The following is a 15,593-nucleotide window of genomic DNA, read 5'->3' on the forward strand; positions in this document are numbered from 1 at the left end:
ATGTGGAATTATGAAAAGCGTCTGCAGTATCCGGTTAACATCACCACGCCAAACGCCAAATTGGCACAGTTCATCATGAGTCAGTACGGTGGCCCCGACGGCGAGATTGGAGCATCCATGCGCTACCTCTCCCAGCGTTTTACCATGCCGAACAGAACTTCTATGGCAGTACTGAATGATATCGGTACGGAGGAACTGGCGCATTTGGAAATGGTTTCCACCATCGTTCACCAGCTGACTCGGGATCTTACGATGGAAGAAATTGAGAATTCCGGCCTTGGGCCATATTATATTGATCATACAGTCGGAGTATGGCCCCAGGCTGCAGGAGGCGTTCCATTTAACGCATGTGAGTTCCAGAGTAAAGGGGATCCGATCACAGATCTTTTTGAAAACCTTGCTGCGGAACAAAAGGCACGCTCCACCTATGACAATATCCTGCGAGTAGTACGAAATATCCCGGAAGTTGCTGACCCCATTCGCTTCCTGCGGGCAAGAGAAGTGGTGCATTTCCAGCGTTTCGGTGAAGCTCTCCGCTCTATCCAGGAGCAGTTGGATGCCAATAATTTCTACGCATTTAACCCAAGCTTTGACAATCCATGCAAAGCAAGCTGTGCGCCGGAAGCAAGATAAGTTTTTATAAAAAAATTCTGTCTGCAGAAATGTAGTTTTTGCCGCTCTGGTGCTGATTGAACTGCACTGGAGCGGCTGTTTTTATTTCATTTCCCTACAACATCTTCCGCGCAACCGCCTCCGCCGTAGCCGACCTTGCTGCGGCGCTGGCTTCTGGATTTCTCCGGCAGAAACCGTAGAACAGACAGTCAATCAGCAGAAGCTGCCCCACCTTTGCCGGAATGGAGCCGGACTGAAGAGGTCCCTCATTGTATCCGCAAAGAAGCACCACATCTGCAAACTGGGCAGCCCTTGAATTGGGATAATGGGTCACCAGGATAATGGAAACCCCATGTTCCCTGGCAATCTGCAGGGTATCCTCCATATCCTTGGTGGAGCCGGAGTAGGAGAATACCAGGAGCACATCCCGGGAAGTGGCAAGTGCGGTGTTCATAATCTGCATATGGGAGTCCGAAACATGGACAAAACGTGAGGTAGCTGTGGAAAAACGTGCCCACGCCTCCATAGCCATTACCATGCTGCCGCCGTTTCCAAAGCAAAAAACCCGGTCCGCCTGCACCAGAAGATCCACAGCTTTGTTGATGGCGTCCTCATCCAGAAGTTCCAGGGTTTCGTTTAGGGACAAAACACTGGCCTTGTGGATCTTTTGGAAAATAGTATTCAGACTGTCTTCGGAAGCAATTCCCTGGGGAGAATCAGAAAGTTCCCCCATATCTGTGACATGGTCTGTTTTTGCCAGCGCCAGTTTGAAATCATTGTATCCCGCAAGCCCCAGCCCATGACAGAAACGGGTAATGGAAGCTTCGGAGACGCCGCTGTTTTCCGCCAGCGTGGAAATGGAGAAATACTGTGCTTCTCCTGTATGTGCAAAAATATAATCTGCCAGCTTTTTCCCGGAACGGGTCAGGGAATGATACTGTGCAGTTATGGATTCTAAAATATTGCCCGCCAAAACAAATCCTCCTTTGTAAGTTTAATCTTCATCGCCAAGGATAGAAGCGCCCAGCATTCCTGCCTGGTTTCCAAGCTCAGCTTTCTTAATAGTAAGCCCGCGAAAGCTTGGCATAATAGCCGGCATCAGCTGCTTCTCAATCTGTGCCGGAATATAAGGCTGCTCCATAATGCCCCCTCCCAGAATGATACAGGAAGGGTTGAGCAGATGAATAATGGAAACAAGGCCGTATACGATTTCCTGAATCCACTGATCTACAATCAGCTGAATCTCCTTTTCCTCAATACGGGCAAAAAGAAGCTTGCCGTTGGTGATGGAAGGATCATATTCCATAGCCCGTGCCACCAGGGCAGTGGTGGAAGCATATTTCTCATAGCAGCCGGAGTACATATCTTCTTCAGGACGGCGAAACTCCGGATGGACGATCAGCGCCCCAAGTTCCCCAGCGGAAAAAGAGCTTCCATGGTACAATTTGCCGTCAGTAAAAACAGCACCGCCCACTCCGGTTCCGTAAGTCAGGCAGACAAAATCACGTTCCCTCCTGCCTGCGCCAAAATGTGCCTCCCCGATGGCAGCAGCGTTTACGTCATTTTCCACATAGACAGGAACATGGAATGCCTCTTCCATGATGGCTCTGATGGGAGTTCCCGTATAGCCGGGAATGTTGTGGTTGGCGTATATGATGCTGCCTTTTTCCGGGTCCACCTGTCCTGCAGTGCTGATCCCGATTCTGGCAAAATCCCAGTGCTCTTTATAAGAAGCAATAATCTCTTTGGCAAGTGCCATAACATGCTCTCCTCCAAGAGAAGCCTGGGTAGGGGTCTCACGGATATCACTGAGAACTCCGTTTTCGGCAACTGCAGATTTGATGGCGGTTCCGCCAATGTCAAGAACCATGGTTTTCATAACCGAATTCCTCATTTCTTTTTTATTTTAAAAGCCAGGATATGCATCTTGCCTCCTGACCGGATGCCGGGAAAAAAGCTCCTTCTTCCTGGAAATCTTCCGTTTCATGTTAATTATAACTATAACAAAAGGCTTTTTCATTTGCAACCTTTGCTGCTTTAAAAATGCAAAATATTTTCAAAATAAAAATAAAATGAAAATTATTTTAAAAATATATTGACAAACAGCACAAAAGAATGTATGATACAACCATAATCATTAGCGAGATTTCACAAACCCGGGACGAAATTTTGCACCAGATGTGTAAGGCATGTAGGCTTTCCTTTTCATTATGAAAAAGGCCGATGCGGAACATGACTTGCACCAAGGCAAAGAGACAGGCTGAGAATCAATGGAAGATTTTCAGTAAATAGCAAAAACTAAATAGCAAAAACAATCAAATATTTATGAAGAAGGTAAGGTAAGAAAGAGAGGGTTTATTTATGAAATTCCGTAAAGTTATGGCACTTGCACTTGCAGCTAGCATGGCAGTTTCCTTAAACGCAGTGAGCGTTCTGGCAGAAGGCGGAGATACCACAGACATTACACTGTGGACTTATCCAGTAGGAAGCTGGGGAGATTCAGCAGTTGTTGATCAGATGATTTCCAATTTTAACGAAGCTCATCCAGAGATCAACGTAACCGTTGAGTACCTTGATTACACCAATGGTGATGATCAGATCAATACCGCTATCGAAGGCGGACAGGCTCCTGATATCGTTCTGGAAGGACCGGAGCGTCTGGTTGCGAACTGGGGCGCAAGAGGACTTATGGCAGATCTTTCCGATCTGTGGACAGACGAAGCGAAAGAAGCCATTTATGATTCAGTAGAATCTGCGTGCCAGAATAACGACGGCGTATTTTATGAGTATCCGCTTTGTATGACAGCCCATACAATGGCAATCAATAAAGACATTTTCGAGCAGGCTGGTGCGCTTCAGTATATTGACGAAGAGACACGTACCTGGACAGCAGAAGATTTCCAGAAGGCAGTTAAGGCAGTTTATGATTTCGGTCAGGAGAATGTTGGTGCTGTTTACTGCAGTGGACAGGGCGGTGACCAGGGTACAAGAGCACTTGTAAACAATCTTTTCGGCGGAACCTTTACGAATCCGGAGCATACTGAATACACAGCTAACAGCGAAGAGAACATTAAAGCTCTTGAGCTTCTTTCCTCTATGGATGGAATCAACTTTGATGCTTCTATCGCAGGCGGAGATGAAATCAATCTTTTCTGCAACGGTACACTTGCAATGGCATTCTGCTGGAATGTTGCACAGGAGAAGAATAATGCTGAGAACTTAAGCTTTGACGTACTTCCAATGGCATTCCCGGCAGAGGATGGCAAACCACAGCTTTGCGGCGGTATCTGGGGCTTTGGTGTATTTGATAATGGTGATGAAGCTAAGGTTGAAGCTTCCAAGACATTTATCGATTTCATGGCAAACGACGAGACACAGGTAGTAGAGAGCGTTAAGGCTTCCAGCTACTGGCCGGTAAAAGACCTTGGAAATATCTACGAAGGCGATGACCTGATGACAGAGTACTCCACATTTATCCAGTACATGGGCGACTACTATCAGGTAGTTGGCGGATGGGCAGAAGCTCGTACCGCATGGTGGAACATGCTTCAGCAGATCGGTTCCGGTGCAGACGTAACAGAAGCTGTAGAAGAATTCGTAACCACAGCAAACGCTGCAGCAGCTAAATAATCTGAATCATCTAAGTATGAAAACTAAAAAGAGACTTTGCAACTAAAAGTCACGCACCCTTCCTGTATTTTCCGTGCGGGAAGGGTGTTTTTTTGAAAAAAGGAGGAGACAACGTGTCAAACAAAAGCCGTATGTCAAAGGCGCTGGTAAGAAGAGAGACCATTGCGGGATACGCATTTATGCTTCCAAGCTTAATTTTCTTCTTTGGATTTGTCATCTATCCCATGGTTCAGTGCGTGATTACCAGTTTCTTTGATTCCACTATGAACAGAGAGGATATTTTTATTGGTTTTGGCAATTACATAGAACTGTTTCAGGATAAGGTTTTCCTTGGGGCTCTTCGGAACACGGTCATTATCGTAGTGGTTTCCGTTCCGGTAGTCTGTGTTTTTTCCCTGTGGGTAAGCTCTGTCATCCATAACTTAAGCGGCCCATTATGCTCCATTTTCCGCTGTATCTTCTACCTTCCGGTTGTAACCGGTTCTGTAGCCGTTACTGTTGTATGGAAATGGATGTTCAATAATTACTATGGTATTTTTAACTATGTAGGCAAGGCAACCGGCCTGATTGACCAGAACATTAACTGGCTGGGAGATGAGAGATATGCCCTCGGCTGTATCATCCTGATCCTTCTTACGACTTCCGTGGGACAGCCCATCGTGCTTTACGTATCTGCTCTGAATAACGTAGACCAGAGCCTTGTGGAGGCAGCAGAAGTAGACGGTGCCACCAAGCTGCAGTGCTTCTGGAAAATCAAATGGCAGCAGATCAAGCCAACCACACTTTACATTCTGGTTATCACTACCATCAACAGCTTCCAGTGCTTCGCTCTGATCCAGCTTCTTACAAGCGGCGGTCCGAACCACAGCACAGATACCATTATGTACTACATTTACCACACCGCATTTAAGCTGTACCGCTATGGATATGGAAATGCAATGGGCGTAGTCCTTGCCATTGCAATTGCCATCCTGTCCGGTATTCAGTTTAAGGTTGCACAGTCAGACTGAGAAAGGAGGAGAAGCAAATGAAAAAGAAAAGCAATACAGGCTCCAAGGTTTACCGCGTATTTTCCGTTATTGTGATCACCCTGCTTGCAATCGGATTTGCATTTCCTCTGTACTGGATCATCACAGGATCCTTCAAAACCAGTATGGCGATCAATGCACCAACCCCTCAGTGGTGGCCCCAGGAATGGGTTTCCGCCAACTATCAGAAGCTTTTCAGCAGACAGACCGCACCGTTATGGGAAATCGGAATTCCTTTTACTGGCAAATCCTTTGCAGGCCCGGTAGTTCCGGCAGCTATCCGCTGGCTTCTGAACACTATTTTCATGGCAGTGGTATCCATGCTTCTTACCTGCTTTACTGCAGCTATGGCCGGATATGCGCTGGCAAAGAAACGTTTTATCGGACGTTCCGTTGTATTTACCCTGATCGTATGTGCCATGGCACTTCCGAAACAGGTTATCTTAATCCCCTTGCTTCGTGAAATGTCATCCCTTCATCTGTATAACACGATTTGGGCAGTAATCCTGCCCATTGTCGGATGGCCCTTCGGCGTTTTCCTGATCAAGCAGTTTGGCGAGGGAATCCCAGGGGAAATGATGGAGGCAGCCAAGATCGACGGTGCTAACGAGTGGAAAACATTCACCGCCATCGCTTACCCTATGATCAAGCCAGGGGTTGGAGCACTTGCGATTTTCACATTCATTAATTCATGGAACGACTATTTTATGCAGCTGATCATGCTGAGCAGTACCAGCAACCTTACTATTTCTCTTGGTATTGCCAAGCTTCAGGCTGAGAATGCGACAGACTTTGGTCTTATTATGGCTGGTGCAGCTCTTGCAGCAGTTCCGATCATCGTCGTATTCCTTATTTTCCAGAAATACTTTACCAAAGGAATTACAATGGGCGCTGTAAAAGGCTGATAAGCAGCAGAAGGGAGAATCACTTATGACAAAACAGGAATTTTTTGACAGCATCAAAGGCAAAGTAATCGTATCCTGCCAGGCTGTGCCGGGAGAACCTCTTTATGTGGAAGAGAAATCCATTATGTATCTCATGGCAAGAGCAGCCAAACAGGCGGGAACCCCTGCAATCCGCACAAGCAGCATCCGGGATGTGATCGCCATCAAGGAAGAGACCGGGCTTCCGGTAATCGGACTGATCAAGATCAAATATCCGGGATTTGAAAGCTATATCACCCCTACCATGAAGGAGGTAGATGAGCTGGTGGAGGCTGGTTCCGATGTGATTGCGCTGGACTGCACAGACATGAAGCGCGGTGACGGCAAGACAGTGGATCAGTTTATCACAGAAGTAAGAACCAAATATCCGGATGCTATTTTGATGGCAGATATTTCCACATACGAGGAAGGCGTGCGTGCATGGAAGCTGGGCATGGACATTGTGGGCACTACCATGAGCGGCTACACCAGCCATTCCCCGAAGTTAGACGGACCGGATTATGAGCTTGTAACAAAGCTTTCCCAGACTGTGGACATTCCGGTGATTGGGGAAGGCCGTGTGCACTCTCCGGAAGAAGCAGTGAAGATGCTGGAAGCAGGCGCATTTGCAGTGGTAGTAGGCGGCGCGATCACAAGACCCCTTGAGATCGCCACACGCTTTATCAAGGCAGTAGAAAACAGGGGCTAAGAGAAAGAGAGGATGGATTATGTCAAAGTATGATGTGAGCAAATTCAGAAACGTAACAGTTGCATTAAACACACCTTTTAAAAAAGACGGCAGCGTGGACATAGATGCCATAAAAGCAGTGTGCAGATATTTCCGTGACAAGGGAATCAAGCAGATGTATGTGTGCGGCAGCACAGGAGAGGGCTTCCTTCTGGACACTGAGGAGAGAATGCTGGTCGCAGAGACCGTAGTCAATGAAGTGGGAAAAGACATGAACATTATTGTTCACGTAGGCTGCCCGGATACCAGACACTCCTGCATTCTGGCTGCCCATGCCGAGAAAATCGGCGCAGCTGCCACCTCAGCAGTTCCATGTGTATACTACCGTCCAAGCGAGGAGAGCGTTTACCAGCACTGGACCAAGATCACAGAAGCAGCAGACCTTCCGTTCTTTATTTATAACATTCCTCAACTCACCGGATTTAATCTTTCTATGAATCTGTTTAACAGAATGCTGGAAAATGAAAGAGTTGCAGGTGTGAAGTGCTCTTCAGATCCGGCTCAGGATATTTTAAGATTCAAGCACGCTGGCGGAAAGGATTTCATCGTATTTAACGGTCCGGACGAGCAGTTCGTAGCAGGACGCCTTCTTGGCGCAGATGCCGGAATCGGCGGAACCTACGGCGCAATGCCGGAGCTTTACTTGAAAATGGATGAGCTGATTCATCGCCACGAATGGGAAAAGGCAGCGCAGCTTCAGGAAATCGTAACGCCTCTGATCTACCGTCTGTGCAGTTTCCCGTCTATGCATGGTGCTGTGAAGGGAATCATTACATTGGACGGCTGCCCGATGGGTGACCCAAGACTTCCGTTCCTTCCGGTTGCAACAGATGATCCGAAGCTTGTGGAGCTTTATCATGATATCCGAAAGGCAGTAGAGGATACAAAGGAGTGGTAACAGCATGAAGAAACATATTGTATGCTTTGGAGATTCCAATACCCATGGCTACTGTGCCATGAATGACGGCAGATTTGACGAAAACGAGAGATGGACCTGCTTTCTTCAGAAAAATCTGGGAGAGGATTATCTGGTGCTTGAGGAAGGCTTAAGCGGCAGAACGACCTGTTTTAACGATCCCTTATTTGAAGGGCTTTCAGGACTGGATTATATTTACCCCTGTCTGATGAGCCATGAGCCTGTAGATCTTCTGGTGATCATGCTGGGAACCAACGATACCAAGGAGCGCTTTGGCGCGTCTGCAGCCTGCATCGGCCTTGGGCTGAAAAGACTGGTACAGAAGGCTGTTTCCGTGACCGACTGCTGGCGTGACAAAAAGCCCCAGATTCTGGTGGTAACTCCTCAGAATATCGGGGATGAGTATGAGCATTCGGCAGTGCGCACAACCATGGGAGCAGGCTGTGCCGAGAAGTCAAGAGGCCTTGGAGAGCAGTACAAGGCAGTTGCAGAGCTTACAGGGTGCCATTACCTGGATGCCAATGAGGTGATCAGCGCATCCCCGAATCACATTGATTTCATGCACCTGACCGCAGAAGGCCACAGACAGCTTGCAGATGCCCTCACTGCGAAAATCAAAGAAATCATCTGAAAAACAGTATAGAAAAAATAAAATAACATATTCTAAAAGGGAGATCCCGGCACCTAAAATTGTGCCGGGATTTCCCATAATTATGACGTTATTTACTGTAAGAAAAAGACTATTTCCAAAAACATACAGGAGTGCTATAATAGCACTGTTTATATGAAGTATTTTATACATTTGGAGGAACTATGCAAATTATAATTGTTGGGTGCGGAAAAGTAGGACGTACCCTTGCAGAGCAATTACAGGAAGAAGATACAGACATAACCCTGATTGATATCAATGCAGATACCATTAATGAGATTATAGATGAAGTAGATGCCATGGGTGTTGTAGGAAACGGCGCCAGCATCAATACCCTGATGGAAGCCGGAATCGAGACTGCGGATATTCTCATCGCAGTTACGGTGTCAGATGAGATGAATCTTCTGTGCTGCCTGATTGCTCAGAAAACAGGGCACTGCCATACCATTGCCCGTGTGCGCAATCCGATTTACAGCAAGGAGATCGGCTTTATCAAGGAGCGCCTTGGCGTGACCATGATCATCAATCCGGAGCTGGCTGCAGCACAGGAGATTTCCAGACTGCTGCGTTTTCCCTCTGCGATCAAGATCGATACTTTTGCAAGAGGCAAGGTAGAGCTTCTGAAATTCAAGGTAATGCCGGAGTTCAATCTGGATGGAAAGAGTATCCAGGAGATCACAGAGCACTTCCGCTGTGACGTTCTTTTCTGCGCCATTGAGGGAAAAGATTTTACCACCATTCCAGGCGGTACCAATACCATCCGCAACGGAGATATGGTGTCCATTCTTGCCACACCGCAGAATGCAGCGGCATTTTTCAAGAAGATCGGGCTTAAGACCCATCAGGTAAAGAATGCCATTATCGTAGGCGGTGGAACCATTTCCTATTATCTTACCAAGGCATTGCTTGCCATGAAGATCAAGGTGAAGGTAATTGAGAAGGATAAGAACCGCTGTGAGTTCTTAAGCGAGGAGCTGGTGGATGCCACCATTATCAACGGAGATGGTACAGACAGATCCCTTCTTCTGGAAGAGGGCCTTGGAAGTGCAGAGTCCTTTGTTACCTTGACCAATATGGACGAGGAGAACGTTTTCCTGTCCCTTTTTGCAAAAACCATTTCAAATGCCAAGCTGGTAGCGAAGGTAAATCGTCTGGCCTATGACGACATCATTGACAGCCTGGATATTGGAAGCGTCATTTATCCGAAGTATATTACGGCAGATTACATTCTGCAGTATGTGAGAGCAACCCAGAACTCCATCGGAAGCAATGTGGAGACCCTGTACCACATTCTGGATGGCAAGGCAGAAGCCCTGGAGTTTAAGATCAGCGATCATTCTCCTATTGTGGGCAAGACTCTGCAGGAACTGAACCTGAAGAAGAATCTTCTGGTTGGCTGCCTTTACAGAGATGGTACTGTCCGTATTCCACGAGGCCACGATACCCTGGAAATCGGTGACAGCGTAGTAATTGTTACCACCAACAGAGGTCTTCGTGACATCAATGACATTCTTGCGAAGTAAAGGAGTCTGGACATGAATTATTCCATGATATCTTACATTCTTGGCTGGATCTTTAATTTCGAGGCAGCTTTTATGCTCCTGCCTGGAATTACCGCGATTATTTACCGGGAGAAGGACGGGCTGGCATTTCTGGTCACCATGATCATCTGCCTGGCAATCGGAATTCCCCTTATCAGGACAAAGCGTAAGAATAAAGTTTTCCATGCTAAGGAAGGTGCGGTTACCGTTGCTCTTAGCTGGCTGGTACTTAGTATCGCAGGGGCGCTTCCTTTTGTGATTTCAGGAAGCATTCCTCATCCGGTGGATGCTTTGTTTGAGACCGTTTCCGGTTTTACTACAACAGGAGCCAGCATTCTTTCCGATGTGGAGTCACTTTCCCACTGTATCCTGCTGTGGAGAAGCTTTACCCACTGGATCGGGGGTATGGGAGTGCTGGTGTTTATCCTTTGCCTTCTGCCTCTGACCGGAGGCTACCACATGAACCTGATGAAAGCAGAGAGCCCGGGACCTTCTGTAAGCAAGCTGGTTCCCAAGGTTCAGTCCACAGCCAAGATTCTTTATACCATTTATATTTTGATGACAGTTGTGGAGATGGTCTTCCTGCTTCTTGGAGGCATGCCGCTGTTCGATACACTGTGCCTGAGCTTTGGTACAGCAGGTACCGGAGGCTTTGGTATTAAGAACGACAGTATTGCCAGCTACAGTACCTACAATCAGATTGTCATTACCGTGTTTATGATCCTTTTTGGAGTGAACTTTAATGCCTATTACCTTCTTCTTTCCAAGAAAGTAATGCAGGCAGCCAAGAATGAGGAGGTTCGCTATTATCTTGGGATTATTGGCCTGGCCATTGTGGCCATTGCCGTTAACACAAGAGACATGTTTACCAGCTTCGGCAGGGCGTTCCAGCAGGCAGCCTTCCAGGTTGGTTCCATTATTACCACAACCGGATATGCCACTACGGATTTTAACGTGTGGCCGGTATTTTCCAAGACCATACTTGTGATCCTAATGTTTGTGGGAGCCTGCGCAGGAAGTACAGGCGGCGGTATTAAGGTTTCCCGTCTTCTGATCCTCTGCAAATCCGCACGCAAGGAGCTGCAGCTTTACCTGCATCCCAATGCAGTGAAGAAGATCAAGATGGACGAGAAGGCCATTCCTCACGAAGTGGTAAGAGCTACCAATATGTTCCTGTTTGTGTATATTATGATTTTTGTGACATCCCTTTTGGTGATCAGTCTGGATAATCTGGACATGATTTCCAACTTTACGGCGATCACAGCTACCTTGAATAATATTGGACCGGGACTTGGGGCGGTAGGACCTACCGGAAACTTTGGATGCTATTCTTATATTTCCAAGCTGGTGATGATCTTTGATATGCTGGCTGGAAGACTTGAGGTGTTCCCGCTGCTGCTTTTATTTAAGAGGGATACCTGGAGAAAGTTTTAAATGAAAAGCTGCTGCTATTCATAATATGATAGCGTTGCTGATTGAAAACATGTTTTGTGTAGTAAAAATGCCGCAGGCTGTGCAGATAATTTCAGTACAGCCTGCGGTTTGCTTTTTATTTGTCCATAGTATACGGTTCGTCTGCCGGGTAACCGCCTGCTGCTTTCTGCATGCCGCGGGGGAGAGCATCCTTGGAGGTACGCCAGTCGGCGTCCTTGTTGCGGTAGTCGAATTTGTCACAGAACCAGTCCAGATCGTCGGAAAGTCTCTGCATGTTCTGCTCCATCATAGGGAACAGAATGTCGTAGAAGGCTTTCTTTTCTTTGTCAGACAAAGCGGTTTCCGCAGTCTCCACAAGATCCCCGAAATGAGGAATGCAAAAGCCCTTGCAGTTTTTGAAAAGAGGCAGAAATTCCGGATTTTTCTTAAAAAGGTCGAAGAAGGTGTCCAGATAACGGGCGTATGTATCTTTGTAAAAATTACAGATATAACAGCTTTCTTCCTGTGCCTTTGCCCAGGCACCAAGGGAAGTCTTTGCAGAGCCTGTGTCTGCAATTCCTTTTTTGAAACGGGAAAAAACAGAAGCCTTGGATGGGGCAAACATTTTGATCTGCTCATGGAGTTCCTTGGTTTTGTACTGGAAATGGGTCTTCAGGATCAGACCGGTGCCAAGACGGTTGCCATAGTCGTACATCTTTTTGTAGTGGGTGCGGCAAAATCCCATTTTATCTGTTTCCGCACGTACATCATCTTCCATATAAGAGGCTCCGGCCCCGAGAACAAAGTCCATAGTGTGCTGCTCCAGCTGCCGCTCCACAAAGCAGAAGGGGCATTCGTCATCCGCCTTGAAGGCGTCCATTAAGGGAATGGTGTATAATTTTTCTTTCATGTGAGGGTTCTCCTTAAGTTTATGATAATCCGAAAATTTTGTGCCGCCAGAGCAGCAGGAAAGACTTCAGCTCTGGCAGTCTGTTATAACCATAGTATGGTAAATCCAGCTGTTTGTAAAGCAAGAATTTAAATATAAAACCGAACGTATGGTTGCATATGATGCTATGGAATGGTATACTAAAAGAACATTTACAGTTTAAGGACGCAATCTCACATCATGGAGGAACGAAAATGGATATTCTGGACAGATTAAATCGATCACAGACAGAGGCAGTAACCGCTACAGAAGGATATATACGTGTCATCGCCGGTGCGGGTTCCGGTAAAACCAGGGCACTTTCCCACAGGTTTGCCTTTCTGGTAAATGAGATCGGAATTCTGCCTGGAAACATTCTGTGCGTCACCTTTACCAACAAATCTGCCAATGAGATGCGCCAGAGAATCCACAATCTTACCGGAGACAATGACACTGGATATATCAATACCTTCCACGGCTTCTGCGTATCCGTCCTGCAGGAGGAGAGCTACGCAGTCCAGTATCCCAAGAGCTTTCTGGTACTTGACAACTCCGACATTGATTCCATGCTGAAGATCATCTATGAGGAGCGTGGCCTGACCCTTCGGAATATGACTTTTTCCAGTGCCAGAGACATGGTCGAGATTCGCAAGCTTTATAAGGAGCCAGAGTATTATCAGGATATGATCACCATGTCCATTGATCAGATTTATGAGAAATATATGCAGGCCACAGAGACATCGGAAATTATTTTTTACGGCTATCTGTACCAGGAGAAGAAATGCTTCGGCCTGGATTATAACGATCTTATCAAATTTACCTTATATATTTTTGAAAATAACGAAGAAATCAAACAAAAATGGCAGAAACGCTTGGAATACATTATGATCGATGAGTTTCAGGACATTGATGACCTGCAGTACCGCCTGATGTGTGTTCTGTGCGGCTATCACAAAAACCTGTTTATTGTGGGAGACCCGGACCAGACCATTTACACCTGGCGCGGCGCCAATGTGAAGTATCTTCTGGATTTTCACCGGAATTTTCCAGATGTACAGACCATTATGATGATGGAAAATTACCGTTCCACACCTGAGATTCTGCGGGCAGCTAACTCCCTGATCAGCAAGAATCTTCTCCGCATGAAAAAGAATCTGATTCCCACACTGCCCTCAGGCGGCTCCGTGCTCTGCTGTCACGGGGAGAACCAGGAAAAAGAGGCTCTGTGGATGGCAGAACAGATTAAAATACTAAAGGAAAAAGGGGTTCCTTACAAAGATATTACCATATTATACCGGGCTCATTACCTGACCAGAAGCATCGAGCAGGTATTTCTCAAGGAAGAAATTCCCTATACCATTTACAGCGGAGTACAGTTTTTCGGACGCATGGAGATCAAAGATGCTCTTAGCTATCTGAGGATGATTGCCTACAGGGATGATCTGTCGTTTCTGAGGATTGCTAATGTTCCAAAGAGAAATTTGGGAGAACGGCGTATGAAGTTTATTCAGGAGTATGCCGGAGAGAATTCCTGCAGCCTGTATGAAGCGCTTTGCCGGAATCTGGACCAGGATATTTTCAAGGGAACCAAAGCTGGGGAATTTGTCCAGCTGATTGAAAGCTTTGCAGCTAATTATCAGGATCGCCCGGTATCAGAGATCCTTTCTGCTGCTCTGGATCTGTCCGGGTATGAGAGAATGCTGCGCACAGAGGGGAACCAGGAGAGACTGGACAATCTGGCAGAACTGAAGCAGTCTGTTTACGAGTACGAGACCACCTGTGGGGAGGAAGCCATGATGGAACACTATCTGGCCCATGTTGCCCTTTTTTCCAACAGCGACGCACAGCCGGAGCATGACAAGGTGAAGCTGATGACCGTGCACACCTCCAAGGGACTGGAATTTCCCTATGTATTTCTATGCGGTATGAATGAGGGTATTTTCCCATCCAGAAAGACTAAGACAAGAGAAGGAATGGAAGAAGAGCGCAGGCTGGCATTTGTAGCCATGACCAGAGCGAAGAAGCGCCTGTATCTTTCAGAAGCCAAAGGACGAAATCTGGATGGCTCCCCAAGATATCCTTCCAGATTCATCCTGGACATTGACCAGAATCTTCTGGAATACGACCGGAAACCAGAAGAAGGACTGATCAAAGAGGCACGGGAATACATTGAACTGAGCAGTCGCTGCCTTCTCACCGACGAAGCCCCATCCCATTACCCTATAGGCCAGAAAATCCTGCATAAGATTTTCGGCCCGGGAACTATCGTAGATGTAGATACAGAAAAAAGTGCCTACGCCATTCTTTTCGACGGAATGGAAACACCCCGGACTATCTCATTTCGGGTGAAGCTGGAAAAAATGTAAAAGAAAGTATACCTAAATAAAAAAGACATCCTGGGCAAGTGTGAAGCAAAATGCTTTGCGTTTGTTCAGGATGTCTTTTTTAATTCTGGTCGAAATGTTTATCGGAAATTACATTCATATTCGCTGCGGAAAGCCCTGACTCGTCAGTGTGGGCAAAGGCCTGCAGAATACAGTCGATGGTCTTATGAAGATAGGGCCTGTACTCAGCGAGACAGACGGGCTGGGAGTGCAGAATACAGCTGTAGCTTGTGGAGCTTACCAGTTCGATAATGGTAAAAAGAAGCAGCTCCGGGGAGTCATACTGTACATCGGACTGATCCAGAAGATTCAGATACTCCTGGAAAAAAGGAAAATCATCCTCGTCCGCCTGCTCCTGGAAGGCATCCTTAAAAACACCCCAGGACAGATTCTTGGAAATGAAACCAAGAAGATCGCTTTCTGTCTCCAGCCTGTCCAGAATATTGTCAACCAGAAAGTGCAGCTGTGCGGTGAAGTCGGTAACATGTGCCTGCTCCAGTGCATCCCGTGCCTGGGAGAAAAGCTCCCCTGCTTTATGTGAGATCAGCTTGTTTCGAATGTCATATTTATCTTTAAAATAAAGGTAGAAGGTTCCCTTTGCCACGCCTGCATTTTCCACGATATCAGAGATAGTGGTCTTCGCAAGGCCCTTAGTGGTAAAGAGTTCGAAGGCTGTGTTGTACAGAGCACTTTTCTTTCTCATTTTGTTTAACTCCAGTTTTCCCATGCCTGTTCCTCCTCATTGTGTACGGTTATACGGTGGATTCATTTTTATTTTAAACAAAAATGACCAAAAGTCAATATCAAAACCAGAAAAGATT

At 46.6% G+C, this 15,593-nt stretch carries 14 protein-coding genes; 10 read left to right on the forward strand and 4 right to left on the reverse strand.

Annotation, left to right across the window (positions count from 1 at the left end; translation table 11 throughout):
- On the forward strand, nucleotides 1-633 hold the full coding sequence (locus tag OCV70_RS05550) for a manganese catalase family protein (protein WP_021924340.1): 633 nt from the start codon (nucleotides 1-3) through the stop codon (nucleotides 631-633).
- A 94-nt stretch (nucleotides 634-727) separates the two neighbouring features.
- Here the strand turns inward: OCV70_RS05550 and OCV70_RS05555 are convergent, their stop codons facing one another.
- Complete coding sequence (locus OCV70_RS05555; protein ID WP_173766409.1) at nucleotides 728-1,585, reverse strand: MurR/RpiR family transcriptional regulator; 858 nt, start codon at nucleotides 1,583-1,585, stop codon at nucleotides 728-730.
- Between the two features lie 21 nt (nucleotides 1,586-1,606).
- Nucleotides 1,607-2,491, reverse strand: a complete 885-nt coding sequence (locus tag OCV70_RS05560) for an ROK family protein (RefSeq protein WP_195587507.1) — start codon at nucleotides 2,489-2,491, stop codon at nucleotides 1,607-1,609.
- Between the two features lie 482 nt (nucleotides 2,492-2,973).
- Between OCV70_RS05560 and OCV70_RS05565 the strand changes: the two genes are divergently transcribed.
- The 8 genes from OCV70_RS05565 to OCV70_RS05600 all read left to right on the forward strand — a co-directional run bounded on the left by OCV70_RS05565 (nucleotide 2,974) and on the right by OCV70_RS05600 (nucleotide 11,481).
- Nucleotides 2,974-4,242, forward strand: a complete 1,269-nt coding sequence (locus OCV70_RS05565; RefSeq protein WP_021924337.1) for an extracellular solute-binding protein — start codon at nucleotides 2,974-2,976, stop codon at nucleotides 4,240-4,242.
- 131 nt (nucleotides 4,243-4,373) lie between these two features.
- Entirely contained in the window at nucleotides 4,374-5,252 is an 879-nt protein-coding gene (locus OCV70_RS05570; protein ID WP_117851731.1) for a carbohydrate ABC transporter permease, read from the forward strand.
- 17 nt (nucleotides 5,253-5,269) lie between these two features.
- Entirely contained in the window at nucleotides 5,270-6,175 is a 906-nt protein-coding gene (locus tag OCV70_RS05575) for a carbohydrate ABC transporter permease (protein WP_021924335.1), read from the forward strand.
- Nucleotides 6,176-6,200: 25 nt separating this feature from the next.
- Nucleotides 6,201-6,902 (forward strand): N-acetylmannosamine-6-phosphate 2-epimerase, encoded by a 702-nt coding sequence (locus OCV70_RS05580; RefSeq protein WP_195587506.1) that lies wholly within the window; start codon nucleotides 6,201-6,203, stop codon nucleotides 6,900-6,902.
- Between the two features lie 19 nt (nucleotides 6,903-6,921).
- Nucleotides 6,922-7,839, forward strand: a complete 918-nt coding sequence (locus OCV70_RS05585) for a dihydrodipicolinate synthase family protein (RefSeq protein ID WP_021924333.1) — start codon at nucleotides 6,922-6,924, stop codon at nucleotides 7,837-7,839.
- Between the two features lie 4 nt (nucleotides 7,840-7,843).
- Entirely contained in the window at nucleotides 7,844-8,488 is a 645-nt protein-coding gene (locus OCV70_RS05590; protein WP_195587505.1) for an SGNH/GDSL hydrolase family protein, read from the forward strand.
- A 182-nt stretch (nucleotides 8,489-8,670) separates the two neighbouring features.
- Nucleotides 8,671-10,029, forward strand: coding sequence for a Trk system potassium transporter TrkA (trkA, locus tag OCV70_RS05595; RefSeq protein WP_173766413.1), 1,359 nt, complete (start codon nucleotides 8,671-8,673; stop codon nucleotides 10,027-10,029).
- Nucleotides 10,030-10,041: 12 nt separating this feature from the next.
- Nucleotides 10,042-11,481, forward strand: coding sequence for a TrkH family potassium uptake protein (locus OCV70_RS05600; protein WP_173766415.1), 1,440 nt, complete (start codon nucleotides 10,042-10,044; stop codon nucleotides 11,479-11,481).
- A 115-nt stretch (nucleotides 11,482-11,596) separates the two neighbouring features.
- On the opposite strand, the gene OCV70_RS05605 is transcribed toward OCV70_RS05600, so the two are convergent.
- Nucleotides 11,597-12,370, reverse strand: coding sequence for a DUF6062 family protein (locus OCV70_RS05605; protein ID WP_186901623.1), 774 nt, complete (start codon nucleotides 12,368-12,370; stop codon nucleotides 11,597-11,599).
- Nucleotides 12,371-12,603: 233 nt separating this feature from the next.
- On the opposite strand from OCV70_RS05605, the gene OCV70_RS05610 reads away from it, so the two are divergent.
- The gene (locus OCV70_RS05610) at nucleotides 12,604-14,754 is read left to right on the forward strand and encodes an ATP-dependent helicase (RefSeq protein ID WP_262579354.1); all 2,151 of its coding nucleotides are present in this window, start codon (nucleotides 12,604-12,606) and stop codon (nucleotides 14,752-14,754) included.
- Nucleotides 14,755-14,833: 79 nt separating this feature from the next.
- On the opposite strand, the gene OCV70_RS05615 is transcribed toward OCV70_RS05610, so the two are convergent.
- Nucleotides 14,834-15,499: a TetR/AcrR family transcriptional regulator gene (locus tag OCV70_RS05615; protein WP_195587502.1), complete on the reverse strand. Its 666-nt coding sequence runs from the start codon at nucleotides 15,497-15,499 to the stop codon at nucleotides 14,834-14,836.
- Nucleotides 15,500-15,593: the final 94 nt, after the last annotated feature.

Origin of the sequence: Blautia acetigignens (assembly GCF_025566865.1) — a bacterium.
Taxonomy (GTDB): domain Bacteria; phylum Bacillota; class Clostridia; order Lachnospirales; family Lachnospiraceae; genus Blautia_A; species Blautia_A acetigignens.

Coding starts and splice junctions, on each gene's coding strand:
- OCV70_RS05550 (WP_021924340.1), top strand. CDS start 1: ATGTGGAATTATGAAAAGCGTCTGCAGTATCCGGTTAACATCACCACG.
- OCV70_RS05560 (WP_195587507.1), bottom strand. CDS start 2,491: ATGAAAACCATGGTTCTTGACATTGGCGGAACCGCCATCAAATCTGCA.
- OCV70_RS05565 (WP_021924337.1), top strand. CDS start 2,974: ATGAAATTCCGTAAAGTTATGGCACTTGCACTTGCAGCTAGCATGGCA.
- OCV70_RS05570 (WP_117851731.1), top strand. CDS start 4,374: ATGTCAAAGGCGCTGGTAAGAAGAGAGACCATTGCGGGATACGCATTT.
- OCV70_RS05575 (WP_021924335.1), top strand. CDS start 5,270: ATGAAAAAGAAAAGCAATACAGGCTCCAAGGTTTACCGCGTATTTTCC.
- OCV70_RS05580 (WP_195587506.1), top strand. CDS start 6,201: ATGACAAAACAGGAATTTTTTGACAGCATCAAAGGCAAAGTAATCGTA.
- OCV70_RS05585 (WP_021924333.1), top strand. CDS start 6,922: ATGTCAAAGTATGATGTGAGCAAATTCAGAAACGTAACAGTTGCATTA.
- OCV70_RS05590 (WP_195587505.1), top strand. CDS start 7,844: ATGAAGAAACATATTGTATGCTTTGGAGATTCCAATACCCATGGCTAC.
- trkA (WP_173766413.1), top strand. CDS start 8,671: ATGCAAATTATAATTGTTGGGTGCGGAAAAGTAGGACGTACCCTTGCA.
- OCV70_RS05600 (WP_173766415.1), top strand. CDS start 10,042: ATGAATTATTCCATGATATCTTACATTCTTGGCTGGATCTTTAATTTC.
- OCV70_RS05605 (WP_186901623.1), bottom strand. CDS start 12,370: ATGAAAGAAAAATTATACACCATTCCCTTAATGGACGCCTTCAAGGCG.
- OCV70_RS05610 (WP_262579354.1), top strand. CDS start 12,604: ATGGATATTCTGGACAGATTAAATCGATCACAGACAGAGGCAGTAACC.
- OCV70_RS05615 (WP_195587502.1), bottom strand. CDS start 15,499: ATGGGAAAACTGGAGTTAAACAAAATGAGAAAGAAAAGTGCTCTGTAC.